Source organism: Candidatus Kerfeldbacteria bacterium (genome assembly GCA_016214565.1).
GTDB lineage: Bacteria > Patescibacteriota > Patescibacteriia > UBA10025 > JAHIVO01 > JAXDBW01.
This window is the reverse complement of sequence record JACROE010000002.1, coordinates 254,259-281,135: the sequence shown is the minus strand read 5'-3', so window position 1 is coordinate 281,135 and position 26,877 is coordinate 254,259. Positions and strand designations below refer to the sequence as shown.

Annotated in this window: 23 protein-coding genes and 1 tRNA gene; 19 read left to right on the top strand and 5 right to left on the bottom strand. The window is 47.1% G+C overall.

What is annotated here, in order from left to right; genetic code table 11:
• The first annotated feature begins 284 nt into the window (after positions 1-284).
• The 9 genes from HZC01_01390 to HZC01_01350 all read left to right on the top strand — a co-directional run bounded on the left by HZC01_01390 (position 285) and on the right by HZC01_01350 (position 11,109).
• Complete coding sequence (locus HZC01_01390) at positions 285-1,607, top strand: hypothetical protein (protein MBI5037349.1); 1,323 nt, start codon at positions 285-287, stop codon at positions 1,605-1,607.
• A complete protein-coding gene (locus tag HZC01_01385) occupies positions 1,604-2,215 on the top strand; it encodes an HAD-IA family hydrolase (protein ID MBI5037348.1) in 612 nt (203 codons plus the stop codon). Before HZC01_01390 ends, HZC01_01385 begins: the two co-directional genes overlap by 4 nt.
• A 5-nt stretch (positions 2,216-2,220) precedes the next feature.
• Positions 2,221-3,273 carry a hypothetical protein gene (locus HZC01_01380; GenBank protein MBI5037347.1) on the top strand — a complete coding sequence of 351 codons (1,053 nt, stop codon included), beginning with the start codon at positions 2,221-2,223 and terminating at the stop codon, positions 3,271-3,273.
• Between the two features lie 804 nt (positions 3,274-4,077).
• Positions 4,078-4,863: a hypothetical protein gene (locus HZC01_01375; GenBank protein ID MBI5037346.1), complete on the top strand. Its 786-nt coding sequence runs from the start codon at positions 4,078-4,080 to the stop codon at positions 4,861-4,863.
• A 261-nt stretch (positions 4,864-5,124) separates the two neighbouring features.
• Positions 5,125-6,444, top strand: a complete 1,320-nt coding sequence (locus HZC01_01370) for a hypothetical protein (GenBank protein MBI5037345.1) — start codon at positions 5,125-5,127, stop codon at positions 6,442-6,444.
• A 39-nt stretch (positions 6,445-6,483) separates the two neighbouring features.
• Entirely contained in the window at positions 6,484-7,068 is a 585-nt protein-coding gene (locus HZC01_01365; GenBank protein ID MBI5037344.1) for a hypothetical protein, read from the top strand.
• 179 nt (positions 7,069-7,247) lie between these two features.
• Entirely contained in the window at positions 7,248-8,498 is a 1,251-nt protein-coding gene (locus HZC01_01360; GenBank protein MBI5037343.1) for a hypothetical protein, read from the top strand.
• 2 nt (positions 8,499-8,500) lie between these two features.
• Positions 8,501-9,586: a hypothetical protein gene (locus tag HZC01_01355; GenBank protein MBI5037342.1), complete on the top strand. Its 1,086-nt coding sequence runs from the start codon at positions 8,501-8,503 to the stop codon at positions 9,584-9,586.
• Positions 9,587-10,008: 422 nt separating this feature from the next.
• Positions 10,009-11,109, top strand: coding sequence for a hypothetical protein (locus HZC01_01350; protein ID MBI5037341.1), 1,101 nt, complete (start codon positions 10,009-10,011; stop codon positions 11,107-11,109).
• Positions 11,110-11,149: 40 nt separating this feature from the next.
• On the opposite strand, the gene HZC01_01345 is transcribed toward HZC01_01350, so the two are convergent.
• A complete protein-coding gene (locus tag HZC01_01345; GenBank protein MBI5037340.1) occupies positions 11,150-11,977 on the bottom strand; it encodes a hypothetical protein in 828 nt (275 codons plus the stop codon).
• Between the two features lie 157 nt (positions 11,978-12,134).
• Between HZC01_01345 and HZC01_01340 the strand changes: the two genes are divergently transcribed.
• From HZC01_01340 to radA, 10 genes are read left to right on the top strand one after another with little or no spacing between them, the layout of a single operon-like run.
• A complete protein-coding gene (locus HZC01_01340) occupies positions 12,135-13,088 on the top strand; it encodes a PEP/pyruvate-binding domain-containing protein (protein MBI5037339.1) in 954 nt (317 codons plus the stop codon).
• 11 nt (positions 13,089-13,099) lie between these two features.
• Positions 13,100-14,431 carry a hypothetical protein gene (locus HZC01_01335; protein MBI5037338.1) on the top strand — a complete coding sequence of 444 codons (1,332 nt, stop codon included), beginning with the start codon at positions 13,100-13,102 and terminating at the stop codon, positions 14,429-14,431.
• A gap of 2 nt (positions 14,432-14,433) precedes the next feature.
• On the top strand, positions 14,434-14,865 hold the full coding sequence (locus HZC01_01330) for a PrgI family protein (GenBank protein ID MBI5037337.1): 432 nt from the start codon (positions 14,434-14,436) through the stop codon (positions 14,863-14,865).
• A gap of 5 nt (positions 14,866-14,870) precedes the next feature.
• Positions 14,871-15,548 (top strand): hypothetical protein, encoded by a 678-nt coding sequence (locus tag HZC01_01325; GenBank protein ID MBI5037336.1) that lies wholly within the window; start codon positions 14,871-14,873, stop codon positions 15,546-15,548.
• Between the two features lies 1 nt (position 15,549).
• Positions 15,550-17,448, top strand: coding sequence for an ATP-binding protein (locus HZC01_01320; GenBank protein MBI5037335.1), 1,899 nt, complete (start codon positions 15,550-15,552; stop codon positions 17,446-17,448).
• A 31-nt stretch (positions 17,449-17,479) separates the two neighbouring features.
• Positions 17,480-18,133 carry a hypothetical protein gene (locus HZC01_01315; GenBank protein ID MBI5037334.1) on the top strand — a complete coding sequence of 218 codons (654 nt, stop codon included), beginning with the start codon at positions 17,480-17,482 and terminating at the stop codon, positions 18,131-18,133.
• A 15-nt stretch (positions 18,134-18,148) separates the two neighbouring features.
• Positions 18,149-19,228 (top strand): hypothetical protein, encoded by a 1,080-nt coding sequence (locus tag HZC01_01310; GenBank protein MBI5037333.1) that lies wholly within the window; start codon positions 18,149-18,151, stop codon positions 19,226-19,228.
• A 6-nt stretch (positions 19,229-19,234) separates the two neighbouring features.
• Positions 19,235-20,500, top strand: a complete 1,266-nt coding sequence (locus HZC01_01305; protein MBI5037332.1) for a PD40 domain-containing protein — start codon at positions 19,235-19,237, stop codon at positions 20,498-20,500.
• A gap of 2 nt (positions 20,501-20,502) precedes the next feature.
• Positions 20,503-21,915, top strand: a complete 1,413-nt coding sequence (locus HZC01_01300) for a lytic transglycosylase domain-containing protein (GenBank protein ID MBI5037331.1) — start codon at positions 20,503-20,505, stop codon at positions 21,913-21,915.
• 53 nt (positions 21,916-21,968) lie between these two features.
• The gene (gene radA / locus HZC01_01295; GenBank protein ID MBI5037330.1) at positions 21,969-23,327 is read left to right on the top strand and encodes a DNA repair protein RadA; all 1,359 of its coding nucleotides are present in this window, start codon (positions 21,969-21,971) and stop codon (positions 23,325-23,327) included.
• Here the strand turns inward: radA and recG are convergent, their stop codons facing one another.
• From recG to HZC01_01275, 4 genes are all read right to left on the bottom strand, one after another.
• Complete coding sequence (gene recG, locus HZC01_01290) at positions 23,328-25,394, bottom strand: ATP-dependent DNA helicase RecG (protein MBI5037329.1); 2,067 nt, start codon at positions 25,392-25,394, stop codon at positions 23,328-23,330. It lies immediately after the preceding gene.
• Positions 25,395-25,449: 55 nt separating this feature from the next.
• Positions 25,450-26,181 (bottom strand): class I SAM-dependent methyltransferase, encoded by a 732-nt coding sequence (locus tag HZC01_01285; GenBank protein ID MBI5037328.1) that lies wholly within the window; start codon positions 26,179-26,181, stop codon positions 25,450-25,452.
• Positions 26,182-26,223: 42 nt separating this feature from the next.
• Positions 26,224-26,295: transfer RNA gene (locus tag HZC01_01280), tRNA-Arg, on the bottom strand.
• Positions 26,296-26,336: 41 nt separating this feature from the next.
• Positions 26,337-26,849: a hypothetical protein gene (locus tag HZC01_01275; protein ID MBI5037327.1), complete on the bottom strand. Its 513-nt coding sequence runs from the start codon at positions 26,847-26,849 to the stop codon at positions 26,337-26,339.
• Positions 26,850-26,877 lie beyond the last annotated feature (28 nt).

Genomic DNA, 26,877 nt, shown 5'->3' with positions numbered 1-26,877 from the left:
GCGGTGCGAGACCGCGTGTCTGGAGGGCGCTCATGTGCCTTCTTTTTTTATTGAAAAATAAGGGAGAATTTGATACCATGATTGTATAATTGAAATGAGGAGCATCTCATTATTAATGTAATATTATGTCGTCTGCTGTTGCCCGATTTGGTCCATGGAGGATTAAGCCGTCTAGCAAGTTGCCGATTTTTTTGCGTTTCACCATTAATTCTTCTTTTGCCAAGGAGATAGCCCGGCGCGTAGGATTTAGGCATTATCTACTGAATCGCGTGTACCTGCATCATATGATGTATTGGCCGGCAAAGGAATATGATCTATTCGAAAAAGAAGTGATTGGTCATCTGCGGCGTAACGATGGGTGGATTGAGCGCTATTGCCAGCGCGAACTCCGCAAATCTGAGCGACTGTATCGGTGGGGCCACGTTCTTCAAAAAATTAATTGGCAAACCAAGAATACGGAGTATCTGCGGCGCACGCTTGACCGGCTGCTTACCTTTTATCGGGAATTAATGTGTCCGTGGTATGCGCAGTATCCAATTGATATATTTTTTGAGGATGCAATTGAAAGTCAATTAATTCGATATGTACCAGCAACCCATCCAGATTTTCGAAAGATTGTTTTGATCTTTACCGATCCGAAGGCCATGACTGACGTGGCGCAGGAGAAATGGGAGCTGATGAAATTAGCTCAAAAGCTCAAGCAGTCCGGAGAGCGACTGTCAGCATTGTCAGCAGCTGGTCGACGCGCCATTGAGCGACACGTGACGCGCTATGGGTATATTAATCGAGGACTTGCAACGAGTAAGCCGTATACGTCTGCTGATATAGTTAGTCGTATTCGTTCCGCTTGGCAAGACGCCAAAGGTATAGATCAGTTGATACGCGACGCCTCTCCTCGCAAAGCACTGCATGAGTATCGGTGGGCAGTCGGACGGGTGAAGCCCGATGCTGATTTCCGCAAGCTGATTACGCAAGCACGTCTGCATTCCTATACCCGCAATCGCCGTGTTGAAGCATTTTTTCTCGGCGATTATGGTGCCAGTTTCATGTATCATGAAATCGCACGCCGGTCACATTTCAATCCGCATGAGATAATGGAGGTGACGGTGCCTGAAATGTATGACGCCCTATCAGGGAAGCCACTTCCCACGGCTTCGGAAATGAAGCGCCGGCATCGTAATTATGCTATGGTTGTTCGCAATGCTACCACTCGACTTATTGTTGACCCTCAGGCGATAAAGAAACTGGAGAAAAAATATTTTGTGAAAGTTGAGCGTGTCAGGGAGGTGCGCGGTCATATGGCTTGCCTGGGAGGTATTATACGAGGCCGCGCTAAAGTATGTTTGGATAAAAAAGAAATTGGTAAAGTTAAAAAAGGTGACATCTTGGTGGCGCAATTCACCACTCCCGACTTTGTGCCGGCCATGGAACGCGCCGCGGCAATTGTGGCTGACCAGGGAGGGCTTTCCTCTCACGCTTCCATTGTTTCGCGTGAGCTCGGCGTCCCGTGTGTGATCGCTACGGAAAATGGAACCCGTGTTATCAAAGATAATGACCGTTTAGAAATTGACGCACGACACGGTATCGTAAAAATTTTAGGGCGATGATTAAAGTAATTTTTTTTGATGTTGATAATGTTTTGTATCGTAGTGGATGGAGACCGGCAATAGTGGCGAGCGAACGTCGACATAAATATCCACGAGGTCGTTTGTATGCCTCGGCACACGACCGGCCGTATTGGAAGGCTTTTACACTAGGGCGCATCACCGAACGGCAGTATTGGCAATCAGTGGCACGAGATTTTTTTTCGGTCACCGGCCAGCATATCAATCAAGCGGAATTGCAGAGTGATTTTCGGCGACACACTCGGATGATTCCCGGCATGAAAGTATTATTGCAGCGTTTGGCAAAGCATTATAGGGTGGGTATCATCTCAAATTATCCCCGCGAATGGCATGTGTGGGCAATAAAGCATTTTAAGCTTGCACCGTTTGTGTCATGTACTGCGGTATCGGGGGTGCTCCATATCCGAAAACCTGACCAACGCATTTTTAGGAAAGCACTTCGCTTGGCTCGAGTGCGACCAGCCGAAAGCCTCTATATAGATGATCGGCCAGAGCGGGCAATTGGCGCTCATCAGATTGGCATCCCGACTGTCGTATTTCGCACAAGTGCCCAATTAAAGAAAAAATTACATCGCTTACATATTATTTAATGCCTATGAACCGCTTTGAACAGCCTCCCCATGAACCAACTAGTTCGATTGACGCACGAGAAAATGAACGCACACCGCGTTTGGAGATATGGATTACTCGGCATGCCAACCGAACTCCTGAGGGACAATTAACCGATGAGGGCATCGCCGCGACTACTGCTAAGGGCCGCTCATTGGCCCGCTCTGCTGAAGTGGTGAAAGGGCGCTCCAGTAGAGAAAAAACTGACCGAGCTTATAAAACCATTGACATGATTGCTCAAGAAAGCGGCACTCAATCACCATTAACTGAGGAGCGCTACGGTACTCGCCGGCGCGAGGGTTTGTATTATGATGTGGTTGGGCCATTAGAAGATCGTATTGCCGCCCAATCAGCCGCTATTGATTCGGCAATACTACGAGATCGTCCTGACTATGATCCTAAAGATCCGAAGTGGTCAAAAATTCGAGAACAGTATCAGTATATTGGTCTCCATCGGGCACTGCTCGACAAAGAGCTGATGCATCCTATGGCAATGGGAATGGCAAGTGCTATTAACCAGTCAGAAAAGATTGGCACTGAGTACATCCGTCGCCGTACCCAGGCAGTTGCTGAGCATCAGGATCAAGCGCGGCCGATTACTAAAGATGTTGTATTGCCGGTGGGGACGCATGGTGCATTTCCTGAAGCATTGCTACAGAAAGCACTTATTCGAGAAACCACGGATGGAGTACAACGTGGGTTTGCTGTCACCGAGGATGAACAGGGTGTCGTGCATTTAGAGGATGCAATGGGGAGTACTATTGCTCCCACTGAGTCTATTCATTTGGGCCATGATATTAGCGAGCCCACGCCAGAGCGAATACCGATGCAATTCGAAAAAGAACGCTTCGTCGGTGAACAAACGTTCCTGGATATGCCGACCGTCGCCAAGCTCGCTGAACAGTATCAGACGTATCAGGATATGTTGAGACGGTGGCGGGCCGGGGAATTATCAAAAGATGATTTTACTTCGGAATTGCAGACATTGGTTAAAGAATATGAGACGTGGGAGCAGACGGAAGATACGTTAGCTACTTGATACAGACGTCCGCTTTGGTAGATTGTGGAACATACTATTATGCATCGATTGCCCACCTATCCATTCCGAAGAATACCCATGACGTCCCATACGGTCAAGCGTATTTTTTGTGCCACCAAACGATGGGTGATACAGGGTGGGGTTCTGGTACCATTTACCGCCACTTCCCCGGCTCACGCGATTACTTCGCACTTACATACACACTTTCGAGAGTTGGCAGCACGCGTTATTATCAGTATTTATTCAGCAAAAGGGGATAGGTGTTACTGGGTATATGATGAGGATGAGTTTATCCGGAAGGGATATTGGTGTTTTCGTCATCCGCGATATATTACTCGGGCATATCACCAGTGGCGACGGGATGTGCAGGCGTATTATCGTTTTTTGGGGCGCTTAGAACGCCGCGGGATTCAGCGCCTGAGTCACGATTTTGAAAAATTTTATTCACTGTACCTGCGCGAATATTCTATCCCGCTGTGCACCGAGTATTACTCATTGGGTGGCGATGATTTGGTGAGGCGGTTATTAGTTAAGTACGGTGCAACAGCTGAGGTACAACAATGGATTGAGGTATTAACCAGGCCGCCGGAGCTTTCATTTTTGCAGCGGTCTGAATTAGCGTGTTTACGTATAGCACTTCGGTTAGCAAAACAAAAAACAACCATTCATACGATACAGCAATTGCGCAGACGGTTTCCTAATGTATCTCTGCTACTACAAAAGGTTCAACGAGATTTCTTCTGGATACACAACAGTTATCGGGATACCAAACCGTTAACGCAACAATTCTTTTTTGTCAAAGTAATGCGCTTAATTAACAAATATGACAGCGCCAGCATTCAACAACAGATTCGACTTTTGGAGCAGTACCCTCATCGTATTCGCAGTGAACAGAAAATGATACTGCAAAATGTCAGATTAACTCGCCGAGAAATAGAATGGCTACAAGGGGTAGGGTTTGCCGCTTCTTGGCAGGACGATCGTAAGCAAGCAAACTTACTTGGTAATTATTGGGGAAATGCATTTTTACAAGTAGCGAGTAAGAAATTGAGTTGGCCTTTTGCGTCATTACAATTTATTTTACCACAGGAACTTATTGTTTTGCTTTCGGGCGCGACACCGGTGACTCAGTTGGAGGCAGAAAAACGCATGAAGGCAAGTTTTTATGCAGTGTTCCCCACTGGTGAAGAGTCTTTTGTTGCGGGGAAACAAGCTCGACAGCTTATGCGTCGCGTACTCTCGGCAAACGTGCCATCATCGGGAGCGAAAATTCAAGGCATTGGCGCAGCCGTAGGTATCTATCGTGGGAAAGTGCGAAAGATTGAGTCTCCGTCCGCTGATGGGCATAAACTTCGGCCGGGTGATATACTGATGACGTATATGACTCGTCCCGACTTTGTTCCCTTAATGCACCGTGCGGGGGCGATTGTCACTGATGAAGGTGGTCTCACCTCGCATGCTGCCATTATTTCCAGGGAAATGAAGATTCCTTGCGTTGTTGGTACGCGGTTTGCGATGCGTATTTTTAAGGATGGTGACTTTGTGGAAGTAAACGGCGCGACCGGGACGATTAAAAAAGTTACCTCGTGATACGATAGTATGAAAACATTTACTCCTGGACTTATCAAGCGCGATGTTGAACGATTACACAGCAAGGAATGGTATCATCAGCGGTTTGATGGATGTCCGCATTTTATTTATTTCATTTCTATCGGCGAGATACTTCGAGAACAGCGAAAAAATGGTTGGCATGCTACAAGTCATTTTGGCATTTTTGAAAATGACCGTGCGGATTGGTATATTGATCAGGCAGACATTGACCGCGTTTCATCGGGGATTACAGGGGCAGGGATGCGCAAACCACATTTTTCAAAACTGCTCATGAAGCGATGGGCAGAGGATGAACGATGTTTTTTTACATTTTGCCAAAAATTGCATGACCAAGACTTCCAACGCCTAAAGCTGAAACAACTTCGTACGTTGTATCACACCTATGTACAATTAAATGTACGGGCAGTCAGTTCTAGTTTCATTATTGATGGATTTGCATTAGGTACTGACACCATTATTCAGAAAGAGCTACAGAAATTTTTGCGGGGCAAGGGGATGGAACGAGAGTTGTCGCGTTATTTTTCAATCCTTACCGCGCCGGTACACCATTCGTTTGTAAATGAAACTGAAGTTGCCTTATTTCGAATTGCATTCATGATACAACGAAACCGTACGTTGGTCGCCGCTTTCCGCCGATTGCCCGTTCGGCAATTAATTACGCTCGTGAAAAAAAATGCGGTAATTCATTCGTTGTTGCTCCAGCAGGAGCGGCAGTATTTTTGGAGTAAGAATAATTATGTACATGATAATTATTTAGGATTACCGGAATGGATTAATGAACTGAAAGCTATTTTTAAATCCGGCTTTGACATTGTCGAGCGTATTCGGCAAATTACGACCACACCCAGACGCAATCTTCGGGAAAAGAAGAGGCTCATGTCACGGTTACAACTTCCGAAAAAGATACGGGTACTCTTGGAAATATCCGAAGATTTTACCCATTGGCAAGACAGCCGCAAACTACTCACCTACTGGTCCACGCACTATGGTAGTATTTTACTTAAGGAAATCGGTAGTCGTTTTGGTCGTACACTTCACGAAATGAAGTATCATGCTCAACCGGAAATTGAAGCATTATTTAACGGGCTTGCAATTCCGGTGCCCGAGATTCGTCGGCGAATGAAATTTTGTTTATGGTACCAGCATGATAGTAATCAGTATGAAATCGTGACCGGCGCTCCGGCGAGGCGATTATATCGAGAGATTCTCGGCGTCAGTGAACAGAAACTGGTTAATGATTTTCGTGGTTTGTCTGCTTGTCGAGGCGTGGCTCGGGGACGAGTATGCATTGTGAAGTCAGCCACTGAAATCAAAAAGGTTAAAGCAGGCGATATTTTAGTGGCCATTATGACCCGGCCTGATTATATCGCCGGCATGAAACAAGCAGCTGCGATCGTAACTAACGAAGGCGGTGTCACCTGCCATGCGGCGATTGTTTCACGGGAGCTTGATATCCCGTGCGTGATTGGCACAAAAATTGCCACTCAGGTGCTGAAAGACGGCGATATCGTAGAGGTAAACGGTAATCATGGAGTGGTCACGGTTATTAAACGGACGTAAATGGGCAGCGTATTTTATTTATGGGATCTTGCCAACACTTTGTTTCCTGAAGAGTGGGATACTCGTAGCAGCGGCTTCCCGGATTATGATGCGTACCTAGAGTCATTGGGCTATGATCTACGGACTATTTCAGCGTTTGATTATGAACATGCGTATGAGCGGCCATATCGAGAAGGCCTCTTTCGACTTTCATTAGCACCTGGATTTGTCGAGGTGCTTCGCTGGACACGGCACAATGGCTACTTCACTACAGGGAATCATGAGCAGTTGGATTGGCGGGCAGAATACATTCAAAAGCACTATCATTTGGATATACGCGACTATTTTACTTATCGATTTAGCACTTTTGATTACGGAAATACAAACGTTAAGACCAGCACCATGCTGGTAGATGTATTGCGGCGGATCGTAGCAAAAAAATTTTCTGAAGTGGTGTATACTGATGATAGAAAGCAAAATTGCCAGTTTTTTTTGAAAGCGGTTCAACAAGCGCGCCAGCAGGGAGTAGCGGTCCCCGGTCGGGCATACCACTTAACTACAGCCGCTGCGTCGACGCCGCATGCTATTACGCCAGTGCGTGATCTATATGGCGTTAAGGAAGCTGAAAAACACCTAAGAAAGTAGCTCGCATGACTATCACCCAACGATTTCAAATAGCTTTTAAAAAGCGCTGGTACACGCAGGGGTTTACTGGCGTCCCGATTTTTCTCGGCATGGCCGGTTACAGCGGCATGAAAATGAAGGGACACATTGGATTTGGATATTCTTCATTCTTATATCGATATCACGATGGATATGGGGAGATGCATTATTTACAGACGGACCTGGAGCGTATTTGGCGTGAGACTAAGAAGCGACTCAAAAAGAATCCGTTATATTTAAAACAATTAGAACGCCGATCAAACCGTATCATGCAAAAGCACGAGATTTTTAATCGGCGTATATCACTGAAATATCTCCGTACAATTACTGATACTCAATTATTGGCACAGCTAAAGCGTGTGGCTGGCAGCCTCACGGATGCCGTGGGCATTGCTCACATTCTTGAATCAATTTCGATCGGAATTGAGCGAGAGTTTAAACAGGCGATTACGCGGGTGGTACCACCGAATGACGTAAATAAAGTTTTTATGGAGCTCGCTACGCCCACTCAACTTTCTTTCGTTACCCAGGAGGAGCGAGCGCTTTTTAGAATTAAAAAAGATAGCGGTTGGCGTCAGGCAATTGCCCGCCATGCGAAGCGTTATTCATGGATACAAAACAGCTATTCGGGGCCAGTCCTCCCTGCTGTTCAGTGGTTTATGAAGCGGTGGCGAATAGCGCCGGAAAGATATCGATCATTAGCAGAGATTAGGCATACAAAAAATCAGCTTATGCGGCGGTATTATCTCGGACCTGAGATTCAAACAATGGTCAGCGTGATTGATCAGGCCGCCATCTGGCAGGATAACCGAAAACAGCATATTTTAAGAACGATTGGATATGTGGGTCTGGTGATTCATGAGATACACCGTCGGGTATCTATTGATGAGCGTTACTTGTATCAGTTAGGTGTCAGAGAGGTTTTAGAGCTACGCGCTATCCGTGAATTGAAGCGAATTCGCGGGGTACTCATTGAGCGATATCGGTCTGGATGTTTTGTCGTTACTGAGGGTTTACAGGAGTATATTGCGAGCGGTCCGCAGTACCGTCAATTAAATCAGCGCTATCAACATGCGGCAACTACCACAACGAGCAATGACCTTCATGGTTCATCAGCGACAATGGGCACTGCAATTGGGCGGGCAGTCATTTGTCGTAATCTCGCCTCATTAAAGAACGTCCGTCGGGGTGATATTATTATTGCTTCAATGACGCGACCTGAATATATGCCAGCCTTGCGAAAGGCGGTTGGTATCGTTACCGATGAGGGCGGTATTACCTGCCATGCCGCTATTGTTTCCCGCGAGTTGGGGATTCCGTGTATTGTCGGAACGCAGTATGCGACAAAAGTATTCAAGGATGGTGATATGATTGAGGTACGGGCAAATCATGGGATTGTGAGGAAAATATAATTATGAACCCTGCTCAGTCAATTATTCATTATCACCTTTCTGCCGAGGGCGGGGTGCAGAGGAAATTATCTTTGTTTACTTTGAGTTGCGTCAGTAATGGGTATGGCCGGCGGATTAGTCGTTTAGCGGGTATGACGTATGGCTCGTTGGGTGGTATTGGCACGGGTAATCGGTGGACGTCACTACTCAATATCCAATCTGTCATACGACGGATAGCGCAGCAGTTACGGCGCCATCCTGCTTGGCTCAATCAAAGTCGGAGGAAAGCATATGCTCGGTATGAGGACTTTGTACGTGCGTATGATCACCAGGCACCATTCGCCACAGATAATCCGTTTCATTTTTTACAATTTTTGATTCGTCGCTACCCCGATTATTTTGCTGCTATTGGTGTGTATAATTATTTTTGGCGGTATTTAGAGTTTGCAGATCGATTGATGCCGTCTATGCCACACAGCGAACTTCGGCGCCTTGCCCGGGAGCGCAACCGTATCGCCGCGGTATATCCGCGCATTGAAGTGCTGCTTCAGCAGATAGCTCGATTAGTAGCTCGGGCATTAGGAACTACACCGCGATTATTACTTATGATGACTCGGCCAGAATTATCTGCTACTCTGAGGAAGCGGCGGTTAGTTGTCTCACCTCGCACGCTTGAGTCTCGTCGCAAGGGGTATGTGTATTTTTATGGCGTGCGAAGGGAAACAGTAGACGGTCGTACCCAAGAAGTTAGCCGAGTGAAGAAAAGTTGCGTATGGCCTAGGGTAATAGATAGTGCGAGGGTAGTTCGAGGAACGTCAGTATTTCGGGGCAAACGTAATGGCACCGTTATCCGTACGTTACGTCCCGTGCGGTGGCCGAGACATCCTATTTACGTTAGTGTTAATACTCATCCTAATGATGTGCCTTTACTGAAAGAAGTTTCGGCCATTGTGGTTGATGAGGGTGGCGGCGTTCTGAGCCATGCGGCGATTGTCAGTCGTGAGTTAAGAATCCCCAGTATTGCCGGTACAAGAATTGCCACCAAAGTTTTCAAAGACGGCGACCGGGTGGAAGTGGACGCAACAAGCGGAGTTGTTAGAAAAATATGAAACAGTACAGGCGGTTATCTCCATATACTATTCGAACGAGAAATCCTCGTCATTTATGGCTGGAAAAAAATTACCCAGGATTCTTACATACCATTTTTATGCAAGGTACCCATGCCGGGGTATGGTTGCAAAATCAGCGGTATTCACCTGCAATTCGACAAAGCTATTTATTTATCCGCACTATGCCATCTGAGCAAACGGAATTATTTCACTATTGGGATTTGCGAGATTTAGCTTTGGTGCGGGATTATTTCGTGCGTGGTTGCAAACGGAGCTTAGCGATTTTCCGTAAATTTTATCGACGGTGGGAGCGGCATGCTGACGCAAATCTCGCTGCCTATGCTGCGGCAGAAGCAATTGACGTGCGTATACTTACTGATCAGCAGCTTTATGCATTGTATCATAAGCTATATTGGGCAAATATGGACCAGGCCGCTGAAGGATATATGGCTGATTGCTGTTTGACTGCAGGAACTGAAGATTGGTTGAGCCAATTTATTAGTCGCCATATTGCTGATGCGGCCAGGCGCCAAAAGGCTATTACAATTCTGACAGCGCCCACTATCCCTTCATATACCAATGAGGAGGAGATCGCATTACAACGCCTCGCTCGCAAAATTCGGGGACAGTGGCGAACGTTTCCTGATTTTTTTAGATTTCTTCAGCGTACTCCAAGGTTTTGGAAGGCACTTAAGCGACATGCCCGACTGTATTATTGGGTTGAGAATAATTATTACGCTAAGGTGCTCACTGAACGCTATTTTGCATCGAAACTTTTTCGACTCGTTCGGCAGCCATTCATGGGGGATCTGGCTACGGTGTTGAAAAAAAATCGAATAGAGAAAAACAAATTATTACACAGACTCCATAATCCTTGGCTGTCACATGTGGTGTATTTTTCCGAACAAATGACGCACATGCAAGATTATCGCAAGATGTGCCTCATTCGCTTCAGTCACTTTCTCCGATTAATTTTTTCTGAGATGGGCAAGCGGGTTGGCTTGGATTTGAATGAGATGTATAGCGTTGTGGAGCCAGAAGTAGCGAAGGTTTTTTTAGATCGTAATTTTGATCCTCAGGAATTGCGGAGCCGCCGCCTCCGAACGTTTGTTTACGGTACTCGACGTGGGTATGTATTATATCATGGTCGAACTGTGTCGCGGTTTGTACACGAGAAAGATTTCGAACCACGAAACAGTGCTGCGGACTTAATTGCCGGCGTTGCTGCCAGCCCAGGAATAGCGCGAGGGGTCGTTCGGCTCGTACGGAATGCTCATCAGCCTGGCCCCTTTAATAAGGGAGATATTTTGGTAACTAATAATACCACACCTGAGTTTGTCCCACTGATGAAAAAGGCGGCGGCGATTATTACCGACCAGGGTGGGATTACGACCCATGCCGCTATTGTCTCACGTGAATTAGGAATTCCCTGCGTGATCGGTACCATGATTGCCACTCGTGTACTGAAGACCGGCGACCGGGTCGAAGTGGATGCAACTAAAGGAATTGTAAAAAAAATATAGCACTCATAATGTGCTATACGGATATGGGTCACCTAAAATATTAGGCGGCTTGATTGTATTGGGCCTGTTCCCCTGAATCCTCTTCAGCCGCTTTGAGTTCCTCCATATTTTGGTCATGCTGATCTCCAGCCGCTTCCATTTTCTTGAGTCGTTTATCAGCTGCTTGTTTAACTAAGAGTACGCTGATAATCCACCAGGGAAAAAAATTAAGTATAGGAATAAATTCCAGGATGATAGCGCCTAGAAACCTACTCCACATTTTTTTTAGTAACCAGCGACGAAACCAGATTCCTTGAAACATGACCACAAATAGAAGTGCGGTAGTAATCATGATATTGAAGAGTGTGCCAGCGAACCCGATCGTAAACCAAATAGTGCCGAAGTCCCAGAAGTCTTTAATGATCGCCAATGACAAAGCAAATAAAAATCCTTGCATTCCTCCGGCGGCGATGCGGTGGCGGAGGTCTATACCGATTTGTGCACCAGTTTTAATGGCATTTACTTTTGATCCCTTGGTCAGAGAATGCTGCATTTTTTTTAGATATTGGAGATTTTGATTATCTTCCATATCTAAGTCAGGGTTTTCTAAATTACCCAGCATGCGACCGATAGTGCCAGTCATTTTTTTTGACTGTTTGAATTGGTTAACCCGTTCCTGTGATAACGTTTGACTCCACTGGCTTTCTCTTTCGGTTTGTCCCGAAGGCATTGCTACCGGTATTGAGATATTATTGCTGGGCATGCGCAATGGACTCCCCATGGGCTTGGGGGGCTCCGTTGTGGCAGGAGATATTGTTGAACTAAAAGGTGAGGCCACGGTTTCTCTTTGCTGGGCTACTTTGATTTTCTTGACCTCCATATCAGCCATAGTAACGTTATTTTACCATTTTTTTGCGTTTTCTTCAACAATCACTTAGATATTTGCCGATGATTTTCGTGGTTTGATTTTATCGGCAAATTATGCTATAATGTAGCCATGATTTTGAATGCTCATTATATGATTTTTTTAAGCATAATCGATCATCATGAAGTCATCGAAAGCCTTTGTATCCCCCTTCAGCAAGCTCGATAAGAAGAGCGTCAATCTCGCGGGCGGCAAAGGGGCAAATCTTGGCGAGATGACCGCACATCACATCCCGGTACCTCAGGGTTTTGTGGTATTGCGTACCGCATTTGATCAATTTATGCGTGATACGGGGATTGATAGTCTCGCCAGCCGCATGTTACGCACGGTCGATCCGAAAGTTTTAGCCAGTATCAACCGAGCCTCCCGTGAACTACGAAGGAAAATTCAAAACGCATCATTCCCCCCTGAGTTAGCGCGAGAGGTGTTCGCCGCATTTACAAAATTACATAATACTACGGTCGCCGTCCGCTCATCTGCGACAGCCGAGGATTCTTCGACGGCATCATGGGCAGGGGAATTAGAGTCGTATTTATTCATACGAAAACCACAATTACTGAAAACGATACAAACCTGCTGGTCCTCTCTTTTTACGCCACGAGCAATTTTTTATCGTTTTGAGAAGAAATTACATACCATTCCCGTATCAGTCGCCGTGGTGGTGCAGGAAATGATTGATTCTGAAGTGGCGGGTATAACCTTTACGGCGCATCCCGTGACAAAGAATCGCCAGCATATGGTTATCGAGGCTGGCTGGGGGCAGGGAGAGGCGGTTGTTTCCGGACGCATTACGCCCGATACCTACGTCGTCGATCGGAAATCGGATGCTATTCTCGATATTGCTGTCTCACGGCAAGAACGGATGATACAGCGCAAGGGAACGCAGGGAACCCGTGAAGTAATGGTTCCGCTAGCAAAACGCGAGAAACAGAAATTGAAGAGTGCTCAGATTATGAAAATAGCACGATTGTGTGCAACAATCGAGAAGCACTATGGTACGCCACAGGATATCGAATGGGCGTGGTCACACAATAAATTCTATATTACGCAAACTCGTCCAATCACGACGTTATAAAAAAACAAACAATGGCTGATGATCAATTAATGAATGAGTGGCAAGACGGCTTCCTGGTTAAAGACCCAGGAGGCACCTTTTCTCGTGTGCATCATAATGAATCAATTGATGTAGATTCAGGTTCGCTGCCCACCCCACCGCCTCCGGCAGTAGCTCCAAAGCCCGCGTCAGTTTCGCCAACGCCAAAAATCGTTGCTACACCGGTTGCTGCCCAGCCAGCAGCAAAGTCGGTAGTGCCGACTCCCTCACCCACGCCATTTCGCCCGAGTCCGCCGCTTAAAGATTTAGGCCCGGCACCCGCGGCATTTATTGATAAAAGTGATGAAGAGGAGATTAAACGGCATGCCGCTGAATTGCAGAAAATGGTGACGCAGCCCGCCTCAGATCCTGCGCAAACCGTTGACGCAGTCGTTGAACGAGTCATTCGCAAGCACAATCTGACATTTGATAGCGATCTGATGCAAAAACGATTTGCGAAGGTGCTTGAGTCTTTCATCCGTGGTTTGCGCAGCGCCATCGAAGTAGAAGACGTGCTGCAACGGCAGACGAAGATTGGTGGGCTGGGTTTCGCTGCTCCAGTGGCTACTGCGGTTATTGAATCGGTCATGGTTGAGTCAGACACAATGCGCCACGGTAAGCCTGCCGCTCAAACTCCAGTGATTAAAAAACCAGCGTCGCAGCCTGCTCCAGAGCGGGGTATGTATGCGGCTGCTCCACCTGCTTTTGTACCCCGCCCAGGCGGTGCCGCACCTGTCTCGCCGGTTACACCCACCATGCCAGCTGATATGGCGGCTGCATTGGCAGCTATGAAGCCACCCGCCGCGGCGATACCGCCCGCGCCAATCGTATCGCCAGTTCCTCGACCACCAGTTCGTCCGGCTGTACCTATTTCCGAGACACCACGGCCGGTTGCGCCTGCTCATGAATTGTATGGTCAGTCTGATCAGGCGATGCCGCGCATTCGTCAGACGATGCGTCCGGACAAACCACAAATGATTGACATCCGCCAGCCTGCGGGCGTGGTTGGACCTGTTGAAGAAATTCATCAAGTTGATTTGCAGGAATTCCGCCGCTTGGGTACCAATCCCTCAGAATCAGCGGATAAAGTGTATGAAAAAATTGAATTACTGGAGGAGGAGTCGTGGGAAATGCGGATGCAAGCAGTTCAGGCCTGGCGTACTTCGCCTCTTTTTGCACTGTACTTGGCGATTGGCCGAGAAAGCATGGAGCAGAATGTGCCTATTGGTGAGATTGTGAGAAAACGTCGCGAAAGTCAGCAGCCATTTCTCTTGACGGAAGAATTTTTTGCCATTAATGCGCTCAATGCGCGACTCGTCACTTAGGTATGCAGCAATTTATTGTTCCTCAATTCCTCGATGTTGAGAATAAAATTATTGGCCCCTTAACGGTGCGCCAGTTCATCACTTTTTTAATCGGTGCCGGCATGATTTTTATTGTTTTTAAACTCGCCAACTTTTGGGCGGCCGCCATTGAAGGCGTACTCATTTTTGCTCTGACTGGTGTATTTGCTTTTGCGAAAATTAATGGGCGACCGTTTCACCATTTTTTATTAAACATGATGCAAACATTGCGTCGGCCGACCCTGACCATCTGGCATAAGCAGTATGATAATAGCAGTGTTAAAGAGGAGAAGGAAAAGCCCGCACCGCCCCCTCCCTCCAAGAAGCAACGCTTAACTGAATCGCGATTGACCGAGTTATCGCTCGTGGTCGATACAGGCGGGGCGTATCAGGAAGGACTTGAGCCAAATAATTAATCATCATGGCTGAAGAAAAAATCAGTAAAAATAATCTCGCGGCCGCTACTCAGCAATACATGAGCATTCTTGAAATCAAGGATAACACGGTTATCCTGAAAGATGGGACGCTGCGTGCAGTTGTACTCGTTTCGTCGATCAATTTTGCTTTGAAATCTGAAGACGAACAAAATGCGGTTATTCAAGGGTATGTTCAATTTTTGAATACGATAGAATTTCCCCTTCAAATATTGATTCAATCTCGGAAACTAAATATTGACGATTACCTGGAGCGGCTGAAAACGGTTGAGAAAGAGCAGACCAATGAGCTGCTCAAAGTGCAAACCCGGGAGTATCGCCAGTATATTCAGGAATTGGTTTCACTGGCAGACATCATGAGCAAGCGATTTTATATCGTTGTGCCGTACGCCGCCGGCAATATAAAAGCCAAGGGGTTTTTTAGCCGAGTGAAAGAGGTGCTGTCGCCAACAAACGTTATCACCATTAAACAAAAGAAATTCGAGAAAAATCGGATTGAGATGCAGAAGCGCATTGAGTACATTATTGACGGTTTAAGTTCGATTGGTTTGAAAGCGGTCCAGCTAGACACGCAGAGCTTGATCGAATTGTATTATAATACGTACAACCCTGACACATACGACCAGCAACAATTAGTCGACGTGAGCAAACTCAATATCGAATAGTATGGTTGAACTCTATCGTGCTACGCAATCCATCCCAACTGAACGACCACCCGAATTAACTCCTCAGGAAAAGGAGCAGCTGGCGCGCGAACAACTTGAGGAAAAAAAGACACTCCTCGAATCAGAAAAAGCGTATCGGCGCGGCGTGGTGACGGTGCGCGATTTGATTGCGCCGGCATCAATGAGGATTGAATCGCGTTATCTGGAATTGGGCTCCCAGTTTGTCCGGACCATATTTGTTGTGGCATATCCACGCTATATCCGTGTCGGATGGTTTGCGCCGGTGATCAATCTGAACGTTCCACTGGACATTGCCATGTTTTTCTATCCGGTTAATTCGGAAATTATTTTGAAGCAATTGCGCAATAAAGTGGGCGCCCTGGAAGCTCAAATATTAGCCGATGCGGAAAAAGGTGCCCCCCGCGATCCGATCCGTGAAACGGCGCTTCGTGATATTGAAAAGCTACGCGATGACCTGACGCAGGGCATTGAACGGTTTTTCCAGTACGCGCTGTATATTACCATGTACGCACAACAAAAAGATGAGCTGGATAAGATAACGGAAAAAGTTGAATCGCTGTTTGGCTCGCGACTGGTGTATACCAAGCGGGTGCTCTATCAAGCGGAGCAGGGCTTCATGTCCACCTTGCCGCTTGCGACCGATGAATTGAATATCACCTTCAATATGGCCAGTTCGCCGGTTGCCTCATCGTTCCCTTTTATTTCGTCCGAGTTGACCAGCGACAACGGTATCCTGTACGGAATTAATCGTCATAACAATAGCCTTATATTATTTGACCGATTTTCTCTGCAAAATGCGAACTCGGTGGTTTTCGCCACCTCCGGTGCTGGTAAAAGCTACGCCGTTAAGCTGGAAATATTGCGCAGCATGATGCTGGGCACTGACGTCATCGTGATTGATCCAGAAATGGAGTACAAATACTTATCCGATGCCGTGGGCGGTACCTATATTAACATTTCATTGAGTTCAGAGAGTAAGATTAATCCGTTTGATTTGCCGCGGCCGACGCGCAAGGATGAAAAAACGTCGGATATTATTCGGTCGGCGGTCATCACTCTGAAGGGTCTGCTTCGGCTGATGCTGGGTCAATTTTCCCACGAGGAAGACTCCATCATTGATCGAGCTTTGATTGAGACCTATGCCAAGAAAGATATTACGGCAGAAACAGATTTGACTCGCGTCGAACCGCCGCTCTTCCAGGATTTCCAAGAAGTGCTCGAGGGCATGGTCGGTGCTGACCAATTGGTGACCCGCCTCAAGAAATATACGGAAGGAACGTTTGCTGGTTTACTCAATAACCCGACCAACGTGGAAATGAATAACCAGTTAGTGGTGTTCTCAGTGCGTGATCTTGAGGATGAATTGAAGCCCGTCGGTATCCAGTTGATCGTTTCCTATATCTGGAATACGGTACGTTCCCAATTGAAGAAACGCCTGATGGTCATTGATGAAGCGTGGTGGTTGATGCAGCAGGAAGATTCCGCGAAATTTATTTTTGCTCTGGTGAAGCGATGTCGTAAATATTACCTGGGTGTCACGACTATTACCCAGGACGTGAATGACTTTTTGCGATCGCCGTATGGACAGGCAATCGTGAATAACTCCGCGATTCAGTTGCTGATGAAACAGTCACCAGCGGCGATTGATCTGATTGCCAAGACATTCCTGCTGACCGAAGGAGAGAAATATCTCCTGCTTGAGTGCGGGGTGGGTGAAGGCATTTTCTTTGCCGGCTCGAAGCACGCCGCTATAAAAGTGGTTGCTTCATACACGGAGGATCAGATCATTACCTCTGATCCGCGCCAGTTGCTGGAAATAGAGCAGGCCAAACGCGAGTTTGTCGCTTCGCAGCGCGAAGGAGCCGAGGCATCGGCCTAAGTCAATTATTAAAGGTTAATCTATATATTTTATGGCACGAATCAACTTAACTCAGCGCCAGTATCTCTTGATAGCAGGCGGTGCCATCGTGGTGTTACTGGGGGTATTGGCTTGGTTTTATTTTCAGTCGGCCGATGATGCCGTGACGCCGACGAATACGACAAATCAAGCGGCGAATGTGGCAGTGGTCGACGTGACCACGAATGTAAATACCAATCCGGGGACGGCGGTGGATCCGGTGACCGTGGATGCGACACGCTTGGCCCAATTTTTTACTGAGCGGTATGGGAGCTATACCTCAGAATCAGAATTTGTGAATATTACTAATCTGAAGCCGTATATGACCGCTCGGATGCAGCAATCGGCAGATGATTTTGTGCGACGGCAGTCGAGCCAGGCCACCAGCGGGGCATTCACCGAGGTGGTGACTAAAGTGCTGAGCACGTCAATTACCGCTCAGGACAGTGGCAATGCGACTATTCGATTATCCACTCAGCGGATCGAAACTGGTGATACGACGGAAAGTCAGGATATATACTATCAGGATATTATTCTGAGATTAGCCTATGAAGGGGAGGGGTGGCTCGTGGATACTGCTTCATGGCAGGAGAAGGGTATTGCAGCACCGGAATCATCCCCCACGAATAGTGTTGTATCACCCGAGGACTTGATTAATCAATTGTAGTCTCCCTTTTAAGTTATGGTTCGTTGGCTCAAATCACATCGCATTGTTTTCAGGATAGCTATCGTAACCGCGATGGTCATTGTGCCATTGACTACATTTGCCCAAGGAGCCAATCAGACTGATCCATGCGCCATAACTGATTTTACCAAGGCAATTAAGCTCAGTATTGAAATACCCGGAGTGACCGTTAATCATGACGGTGGGCACTACATAAAAAATCTTGGCTGCTACATTGTCGGCATTTATCGGTATTTTGCGGGGGTGGCTGGTATCTTGACCACGGTTTTCGTTATGTATGGAGGATTTCGGTATGTCATATCATTTGGCAATCAGTCACAGATTCAGAGTGCCAAAGAAACGATTTCCAGCGCATTGATTGGGTTATTATTGGTGGTCAGTTCATACACCATACTGTATTTTATCAATCCGAATTTGACTCGTTTTGATGTGATTGATTTTACTCCGATCGCAGAATTTGGAGCGGGTTGGTGCGAGGATCGAGAGGGAACCGCAACGCCGAAAGTTGAGGGCTCGGTGAACTGTGGTGACGTCGGAACCGTCGAACGTACGGGGGTGATTGAGAGCGCAGACAGTAAACAGTGTGTGTATAAGGGCTCAAATTGCACTGACGGGGAAACCTGTCAGGTCATTGCTGATGACGGCCGAGAAAAAACATATGGTTGCGTTTTGAGTTATGGGGATCGTAAAGTTTGCAAGGAGAAATTGTTTCAAACCTGCGGGTTCATTTGGCATGAAGGACAAACGGATGAGTGTATTGGTATTACGTGTGGGGAAAATAAGGTGTGTGCTGCCGTGGAGGAAGATGGCAAGTCTACATTTGAATGCATTGATCAATGGCCGATATTAAATCCTACTGATAATCTTATTTATAATGCGCATATTTTAAACGATCTTGACTGTGGGATGATTAAGGAAAAAACAGTTCCTCATAATTTGCTGATTGGCAAAGTATGTGAAGAGGGGAAATCATGTGTCATTATGCCCCAAGCCAGGTTTAATTTTTTTGGCCCCGGTGATATTCGTCCGCCTGACCAGAGTATCGTGGGCGGATTCGTGCAGTATTTTTGTCAATAAGAAACTATGAATCGACGACTATTATTCATTACGCTCTTTATCTTGATTGTCATCGTGTTTGGCGCGCTGATATATTTTGTTTTTTTGCGCGACATTTTTACCTCGGGAAATGGAAATGATAATGCAAACCAGAATACGAATCAAGTAACGAATGGTGGCGTATTGCCAAACTCTAATGGCGCAGTAAATATTCCTCCTACCAACGTCACAAATACAAATCGCTTCACGAATACCGCACCAGCGGCCAATACGAATACCGGGCCAAGCCCGGTAGCTCAGGGAGGTGAAACTATTGCTGATATTGTGGCGCGAGCCAATGCCCTTGGCGTGAATACGACCCCGGACGGCAACGGGATTCGTTTTTACGATAAAGATACCGGGCAGTTTTTTATGCTTGATGCACTAGGTAAGCAAGTTGCACTCTCCGATCAAATATTCCCCCAGGCCGATACGATTGAGTGGTCACCAGTTGAAAATAAAGCGTTGATTACGTTTCCCGATGACACGAAAATCATCTACGATTTTGATTTGCATAATCAGCTGACGATTCCGCGCACCTGGAATGACGTTGAATTTTCTCCCAATGGCCAGAAATTAGGCTTTAAAAATGAGTCAGACATCGAGGATGAGCGCTGGCTAGCGATTTCCAATTCCGACGGTTCTCAGGTCGAGGCGATTGAACCGCTCGGCGACCAGAGCCAAAACGTTGATATTAATTGGTCTCCCTCGAGCCAAGTGGTAGCTACTTTCCGTGAGGCGCAAAATGGAACTAGTCAGGAAATATTTTTGATTGGCACCCAGGGAGAAAATTTCAAATCAATCACCACCACCGGGCGTGGCTTCGAAGGCACTTGGTCACCCGACGGCAAACAATTACTGTACAGTACCTATAATGCCAGCTCTCGCTATAACCCTGAGTTATTTCTGGTTGATGCGAGTGGGGATACTACGGGAGGCAATACCATTGAATTAGGATTACAAACATGGTCGTCAAAATGTTCATTCACGCATAGCGAGTCATTTGTTTATTGTGCGGTACCAAAATTTTTGCCTGAAGGTACTGGGATAGTCCCATCAGCTGCTACTAATACCAATGACTTAATTTATAAAATAGATACTAACTCAGGCTTGCGCACCCTGGTTGCTTTGCCCACGCTCTCGACTGGCAACAAGGAGTATACCGTTGTGAATTTAGTGGTTTCCAATGATGACAATCGGTTATACTTTACCGACGCCAATACCGGAAACGTGTACACTATCCAATTGCCATAGTTATGCGACGATATCTTTTCACGCTGATAATCATCGGAGCGGGGTTATTTGTTGTGGCTCCGAGTGTAGTCAGCGCTCAAGGGTTGCCTGAAACTGAACGATGCTGTGTCAAAGGTCCAGGTGAATGCTATTCACATACCAATCCAGAGACTGCTCAATGTGAGGCATTTGGTTATGTCATGCAATCTCAGCCCTGTGATCAGATTAGTACTTGTCGGCAAAGGCCGACCGCGACCGTGCGCTGCTGTGTCTGTCCACCGCATGAGGGAATCGAAGGGCAATGTTTTGTCGTCAAACCAGATGAGCCGCAGGGTTGCGCTGCCACGGTGTGCAACGCAAGCGGAGAGGTCTGCACTGAAATTGACCAATGTATTCAGTGGAGAGGCGAAACTCAAACGACACCTGAGGATAATCCTCGTCGACTCGTTTCGTTTATTCCGCAAGTCTCTATTCCATTTTCCAGCATTTTTAACGAGGGGAGGACTGTCGTTATCACGGGTGCGACACTCGGGGAATATATTATTGCACTCTATGTATTTCTGGTGAGCGTGGCTGGTATTCTTTCCACCGTTTTTGTGATGTACGGCGGGTTCCGCTATATTATCTCTTTTGGCAATCAATCGCAGATTCAGAGCGCCAAAGAGACTATTTCCAGTGCGCTGATTGGGCTGCTGATTGCGGTTGCCTCGTATACCATACTTTTGACGATCAATCCAAATTTAGTCAAGTTTGATGGGATTAAAATTGAACGACAATTTCCGATTCGAGAATTTGAAATCAAAGAAACGCCGGAAAAAACTTCAAGTGGGTTTGCCGTAACCGCAAATACCAGTACCTTTGATAATTGTTTGACTGCCGAAGCGGCAAATATCGGCATTGATCGTGATTGGCTCAAGGCGCTGATGCTGGTCGAGTCATCGGGTAACCCAAAGGCAAAATCGTCCGTTGGCGCCTGTGGACTCATTCAATTGATGCCATCTACCGCAGCGAAATATTCAGGCGGGATAACCTGTGAGCAGCTACTCAATCCAGCGACTAATATAAACATTGCCGCACAGTTGTATCGGGATTTGTTGAATGGCACGTGCCCCAAGTCAGCCACCTATAAAAGTGGGAAAAAAGCTTCGTGCTTTCCAGAGCAAACACAGTGTAAAAATGGTGATCATAAATACGCGAACGCGGCCTATAATGGCGGAGTTGGCGCAAATTGTTCGAGTGTGACGTGTCCGGGTCAAACCTGGTGGGAGTGCGTGGAGAATCCTGGCTACGCGGAAACCAGGAATTACGTGGGCAAAGTCCAGGCTGCCTACGAAAAGATTATTCAGTCAAAGAATAATCCTGGCCAATTTCCTGATTATGTCTGGCAAGATGCGACTACGCCAACCTGCGCCGTGCTGCGTACTATGACTTTTTGAGGCATCGCCACCTTGTGTTATGATGGTACTAGCTAATCCAGTATTTTTTTCATATTCCTAAAATAAAAACAATTTATTCCTGCTCAAATTGCGATGCGCAATTCCCCAAGTGGGTGGGGCGTTGTACTGAGTGCGGCCAATGGGGAACAGTACAACAGCAAGTGCAGACTGTGCGTCGATCGATTGCCCGGCCTGGATCGAGCGCTCCGGCAGGCACTGTCCAATCGCTGACCGAAATCAGCGATGTGCATGCGGTTCGGCTCTCAACGGCATTGCCAGAATTTGATCGGGTTTTAGGCGGTGGCATTGTTTTAGGCGGCGTTATTTTACTCGGTGGCGATCCCGGGATTGGCAAATCGACCTTGATACTCCAGATCGGCGGTCGTATCGCCGACCAGAATAAAACAGTACTGTATATTTCCGGCGAAGAATCCGGCAGTCAGGTCAAGGGGAGATTTGAGCGCTTGGGCCTGCGCGCGGCAGGCTTAAAATTTTTAGGCGAAACAGATTTAGATATTATTGAAAGTACGGTGCGTCAGCATACGCCGGGGCTGGTCATTCTGGATTCTATTCAGACCGTGGCCACGCCGGACGTTTCCAGTGAGCCGGGAAGTGTTAGCCAATTGCGCGCCGCGACTGGACGGTTGGTTGCCCTGGCTAAAGAATTGAATATCCCTATCATTGTGATTGGCCATGTGACGAAAGAAGGTTCGGTAGCTGGCCCTCGTTCTCTGGAGCATTTGGTTGATGTCGTGCTGTACCTTGAGGGTGATCGCCACCATGCCTTTCGGGTATTGCGCGCAGTGAAAAACCGCTTTGGTTCAACCAATGAGATTGGAGTTTTTGACATGCATCCTGATGGGTTACATGAAGTGACGAATCCCTCTGCATTATTCCTCGCCGAACGATCAAAGAGCCAACCGGGGTCAGTCGTGACCGCCGTTGTTGAGGGCTCGCGTGCGTTTTTGGTTGAAATACAGGCGTTGGTTACACGCACCAATTTTGGCTACCCTCAGCGTCGCGCAGTTGGTTTTAGTCTGAATCGTTTGCAGGTATTGATAGCAGTTTTAATGAAGAAAGCAGGCCTCTTTCTGGGAAATCAAGATGTCCATGTCAGCGTGGCCGGCGGTTTCCGGGTCAATGAACCAGCGGTTGATCTGGCCGTGTGCATTGCCATAGCTTCAGCATTAAAAAATAAAGCCATTGCTCCAGAGACGATTGTCTTGGGAGAGGTTGGCTTGGGTGGAGAAATACGATCAGTCGCTACGTTGGACAAGCGCTTAGCCGAGGCAGCCAAGCTGGGGTTCCGCGACGTGGTCATGCCCGCCACGCGTGATGCGAGCGCTACGGCGGGATTACAAGTCATCCCTGAGTCATCGGTCAGCGATGCGATTCGGAATATTGTGCTGTAGTTATTCGAGATGGACTGATCGGCTGGATTGTCTGAGCTGCTTCGCGAGCAGCTCATTTTTTGACAAATCTGGGTCATCAGTCAGGATTTCCTCGGCCATTGATTTTGCGAGCATGATGAGTGGTAGGTCGGTCAGGGTGGCAATTTTAAGTTCAGGGAAACCCGACTGCCGTAAACCGTATACTTCACCGGGTCCTCGCATTTCGAGGTCTTTTTCCGCAAGAATAAATCCATTTTGGGTCGTGGTCAGTGCAGTCAGCCGCTCGATCGCTTTATCGTTAGTGGCGTCGGTAAAGACGAGACAGTAGGATTGATGAGCGGCCCGTCCTACTCGTCCGCGGAACTGGTGCAACTGGGCGAGGCCAAATCGATCAGCGCCCTCAATCACCATGACCGAAGCATTGGGCACGTCGATACCCACCTCCACTACCGCAGTTGCTACCAGAATATTGGTTTTGCCAGCACTGAAGTCGTTCATAGCATGTTCTTTTTCCTCAATGTTCATTTTTCCATGGAGCAGGCCAATCTGCAATTCAGGAAAGATGTCTTGTTGCAGTCGTTTGTGTTCGTCCGTTGCCGCTTTCACCCCGAGCTTATCCGATTCTTCGATGAGCGGGCAAATGACAAATGCTTGTCGTCCAGCGCTGATTTCTTTTCGAATAAATTCATTGGCCGCTTCTCTTTTTTCAGGTGGCACAACTTTTGTCATAATTGGTTTGCGACCGGGTGGCATCTGGGTAATAGTGCTGACATCCAGATCGCCATAGACCGTCAGAGCTAGTGATCGAGGAATTGGCGTCGCGGTCATGGACAGTAGGTGCGGTATGGTTCCTGAGTCTGATTTTTGTTTGAGCTGTTTACGCTGGTCCACACCAAACCGATGCTGTTCATCAATAATTATGAAGCCCAGTTGGGCGAATTTCACCTTATCCTGGATCAGGGCATGCGTTCCGACCAAGATGTCTACTTCATGCTGCTCTATGGCGCGATTGAATGTGGCGCTGGTGGCAAGTTTTCCTCGCAGCATTTTTTTTGAGCGGGTCAGCAGGGCAATCCGCGCTTCTTCTGGTGCAATAATCGTGGTGATGGTCGCGTAATGTTGGAGCGCGAGGATTTCCGTGGGTGCCATCAGGGCTGATTGGAAGTGAGCTCGGCTGGCATTGAGCATAGCGATGGCCGCGACCACCGTTTTTCCCGAACCGACATCGCCTTGGAGCAGTCGATTCATTGGCGTGGTTTTCTGTAAATCCTGGAGAATAGTCCAAGCGGCACGGCGCTGGTCGTCGGTGAGGGTAAAGGGGAGTCGGCCAACAAACGTTTTAGTTAGGGTCTCGTCAAATGGTATCACGGGCGCGGTTTTGCTCTGGAGAGCGGCGCGGATCAGCCGCGATTGGAGCTGGAGTAGGAGGAGCTCATTTATCTTGAGTCGCGTCCGCGCTTGCACCAGCGTATTTTTATTAGTTGGGAAATGAATTTCGCGCAGCGCCTGGTGCAGGGGGATGAGTTTATGGGTACGGCGCAAAGATTCCGGCATCCAGTCCGGGATCTGTTCGGCCAATGGCAGGACGAGTTTAATCAAAAACCTGATTTGTTTCTCGGTCAGGCGTTCGGTTAATGAGTACATCGGTACAATCCGGGCGGTATGGGTTTGTTCCTTTTTAATCTTTTCGTACTGTGGACCGACTAGTTGCAATCCAAATTTAGTCATTTCAACGGTTCCAGAAAAATAGGCGAGGTCACCTTGGGCCAGCAGCTTGGTGATAAATGGTTGGTTAAACCAAACTGCTTTGATACTGCCGGTGTCGTCGGTGATGATGCATTCGGTGATGAACATGCGCCGACGGAATACTCGCTTATTGGCAATCAACGTCACCTGCCCCTTAATCGTTACTTTTGTGTCGGTATGAATATCTACGATGGGTGTGATGGTGCTGTAGTCCTCGTAGCGAAATGGATAGTACCATAATAAATCGGCTACAGTTGTGATACCGAGCTTATTGAGGCGTTTGGTGAGGGCGGGACCAACGCGAGGTAATTCTCCAATGGGAGTATTGATGCTAATGCGCATGGGTATATTGTAGCACAAAGCAGTGCCCTCGAGACTTTATTTGTGCTTTTTGTTTCTACTCCTTGGTTACAATTGGCGCGAGCATGGTATCCGCTTTCCAATACTGACAGTCGGCCGGTGGGTGCATCGGGATTACTCTACCATTAATGTCTTTTCTTTTAAAACCTGCCGCAATCAATTTTTTTAGGTGAACAGGATGGTAATCATCAATTTCATCAGAGTAGTAGGTAAATACTCCGCCCGACTTTAATTTTTTAAATGCTGTTCTGAAAAATCCAAAATGATTTTTATGAATTTCAAGCTCAGATAATGGGTAGGTGTCAAATAAAATTCCATCAATGCTATTATCCGCTACTTGATCAATAACTTCTTCCCAGAGACCTTCTAATACCTCTACGGGATGTGGGGCAGTATGCGCAAATTCACGTGCTTTTTCAGCTACCTCGTGGTTTGCTTCGATGACAATATGTTTGAGGATTGCAGCTTGTTGAATAAAGTTTGCCGAGATGCCCATGCCATACCCGAGTTCAAGGATTACGCCGCCATTTTTTGTTGCTATGGTTGCCAACTCTTTCATGTAGGGTGTTTCCCAATCTTCCATGACCGGGTGGCCAAAAATTTTGAGGGTATGTGCATCAAATACTGCAGGAGCATTTTTCCACGTTTGGCGATCCTTGAACCCAATATCAATGCGTGTCTGGTGGGTGGTGTCCCGAATATCTCCCCAGGGCGGCGGCGGTGCAGCAAAATCTTCATTCTGGGGTAAATGATTCTTAGGATCAGTCATATTGGTTTAAGTATTTATTAGTACTTCCCTACATTGTCCTCATGCCCTCGCGTGGAATCGAACCACGATTACAAGATCCGCAATCTTGCGTCCTATCCGTTGAACGACGAGGGCGCGCACGAGGACAGTGTAGGGAAATTTTTTACTGCAATGGTTTATATCTTGAATATCCTGCCAAAACCATCTGAGAATGATTCATTTTCACGTTCGGTATCTTCGATCAGGTGCCCTGCCAGTAGGTTTCGTACCTCTATCGGATTTTGATCTTCAAGCGAAATAGACATAGTTGGCCGCAAACCTTTGAAATCAAGATAGAGGTTTTTTACTTCTGGCGGTTCATAAATAATCCAAAAAGCCTTGAGGTCAGCCCAGCGGTAAGCGTTGCGATCACCTAGTTGAATGCCTCGCTCTTTGATCTGGATTGATAATTCAGCGGGTTCGCGACGATCTCGAAAATATATAATAAATCCAGTCAGCACAATCAGAACCATGAATATGTAATTTTTCGCAACAATTGAATATATGAGTAGACCGATAATAATAATCAAAGCCATGACGTACCACCACATACCACGACGGTATTGGACATACTCAGGGAAATCCCACCTGAGTCTTGTTTCGCCCAGATTCGGCTTGTTGACTGAGGGGCTCAGCTCTTCTTCGTTCATAATGGTAGCTTATTTATTAGGGCTGTTG

Excerpts from the sequence above, each read along its gene's own strand:
- HZC01_01390 (MBI5037349.1), top strand. The coding sequence starts at position 285 with ATGATGTATTGGCCGGCAAAGGAATATGATCTATTCGAAAAAGAAGTG.
- HZC01_01385 (MBI5037348.1), top strand. The coding sequence starts at position 1,604 with ATGATTAAAGTAATTTTTTTTGATGTTGATAATGTTTTGTATCGTAGT.
- HZC01_01380 (MBI5037347.1), top strand. The coding sequence starts at position 2,221 with ATGAACCGCTTTGAACAGCCTCCCCATGAACCAACTAGTTCGATTGAC.
- HZC01_01375 (MBI5037346.1), top strand. The coding sequence starts at position 4,078 with ATGCGCTTAATTAACAAATATGACAGCGCCAGCATTCAACAACAGATT.
- HZC01_01370 (MBI5037345.1), top strand. The coding sequence starts at position 5,125 with ATGCGCAAACCACATTTTTCAAAACTGCTCATGAAGCGATGGGCAGAG.
- HZC01_01360 (MBI5037343.1), top strand. The coding sequence starts at position 7,248 with ATGCATTATTTACAGACGGACCTGGAGCGTATTTGGCGTGAGACTAAG.
- HZC01_01355 (MBI5037342.1), top strand. The coding sequence starts at position 8,501 with ATGAACCCTGCTCAGTCAATTATTCATTATCACCTTTCTGCCGAGGGC.
- HZC01_01350 (MBI5037341.1), top strand. The coding sequence starts at position 10,009 with ATGGACCAGGCCGCTGAAGGATATATGGCTGATTGCTGTTTGACTGCA.
- HZC01_01345 (MBI5037340.1), bottom strand. The coding sequence starts at position 11,977 with ATGGCTGATATGGAGGTCAAGAAAATCAAAGTAGCCCAGCAAAGAGAA.
- HZC01_01340 (MBI5037339.1), top strand. The coding sequence starts at position 12,135 with ATGAAGTCATCGAAAGCCTTTGTATCCCCCTTCAGCAAGCTCGATAAG.
- HZC01_01335 (MBI5037338.1), top strand. The coding sequence starts at position 13,100 with ATGGCTGATGATCAATTAATGAATGAGTGGCAAGACGGCTTCCTGGTT.
- HZC01_01330 (MBI5037337.1), top strand. The coding sequence starts at position 14,434 with ATGCAGCAATTTATTGTTCCTCAATTCCTCGATGTTGAGAATAAAATT.
- HZC01_01325 (MBI5037336.1), top strand. The coding sequence starts at position 14,871 with ATGGCTGAAGAAAAAATCAGTAAAAATAATCTCGCGGCCGCTACTCAG.
- HZC01_01320 (MBI5037335.1), top strand. The coding sequence starts at position 15,550 with ATGGTTGAACTCTATCGTGCTACGCAATCCATCCCAACTGAACGACCA.
- HZC01_01315 (MBI5037334.1), top strand. The coding sequence starts at position 17,480 with ATGGCACGAATCAACTTAACTCAGCGCCAGTATCTCTTGATAGCAGGC.
- HZC01_01310 (MBI5037333.1), top strand. The coding sequence starts at position 18,149 with ATGGTTCGTTGGCTCAAATCACATCGCATTGTTTTCAGGATAGCTATC.
- HZC01_01305 (MBI5037332.1), top strand. The coding sequence starts at position 19,235 with ATGAATCGACGACTATTATTCATTACGCTCTTTATCTTGATTGTCATC.
- HZC01_01300 (MBI5037331.1), top strand. The coding sequence starts at position 20,503 with ATGCGACGATATCTTTTCACGCTGATAATCATCGGAGCGGGGTTATTT.
- recG (MBI5037329.1), bottom strand. The coding sequence starts at position 25,394 with ATGCGCATTAGCATCAATACTCCCATTGGAGAATTACCTCGCGTTGGT.
- HZC01_01285 (MBI5037328.1), bottom strand. The coding sequence starts at position 26,181 with ATGACTGATCCTAAGAATCATTTACCCCAGAATGAAGATTTTGCTGCA.
- HZC01_01275 (MBI5037327.1), bottom strand. The coding sequence starts at position 26,849 with ATGAACGAAGAAGAGCTGAGCCCCTCAGTCAACAAGCCGAATCTGGGC.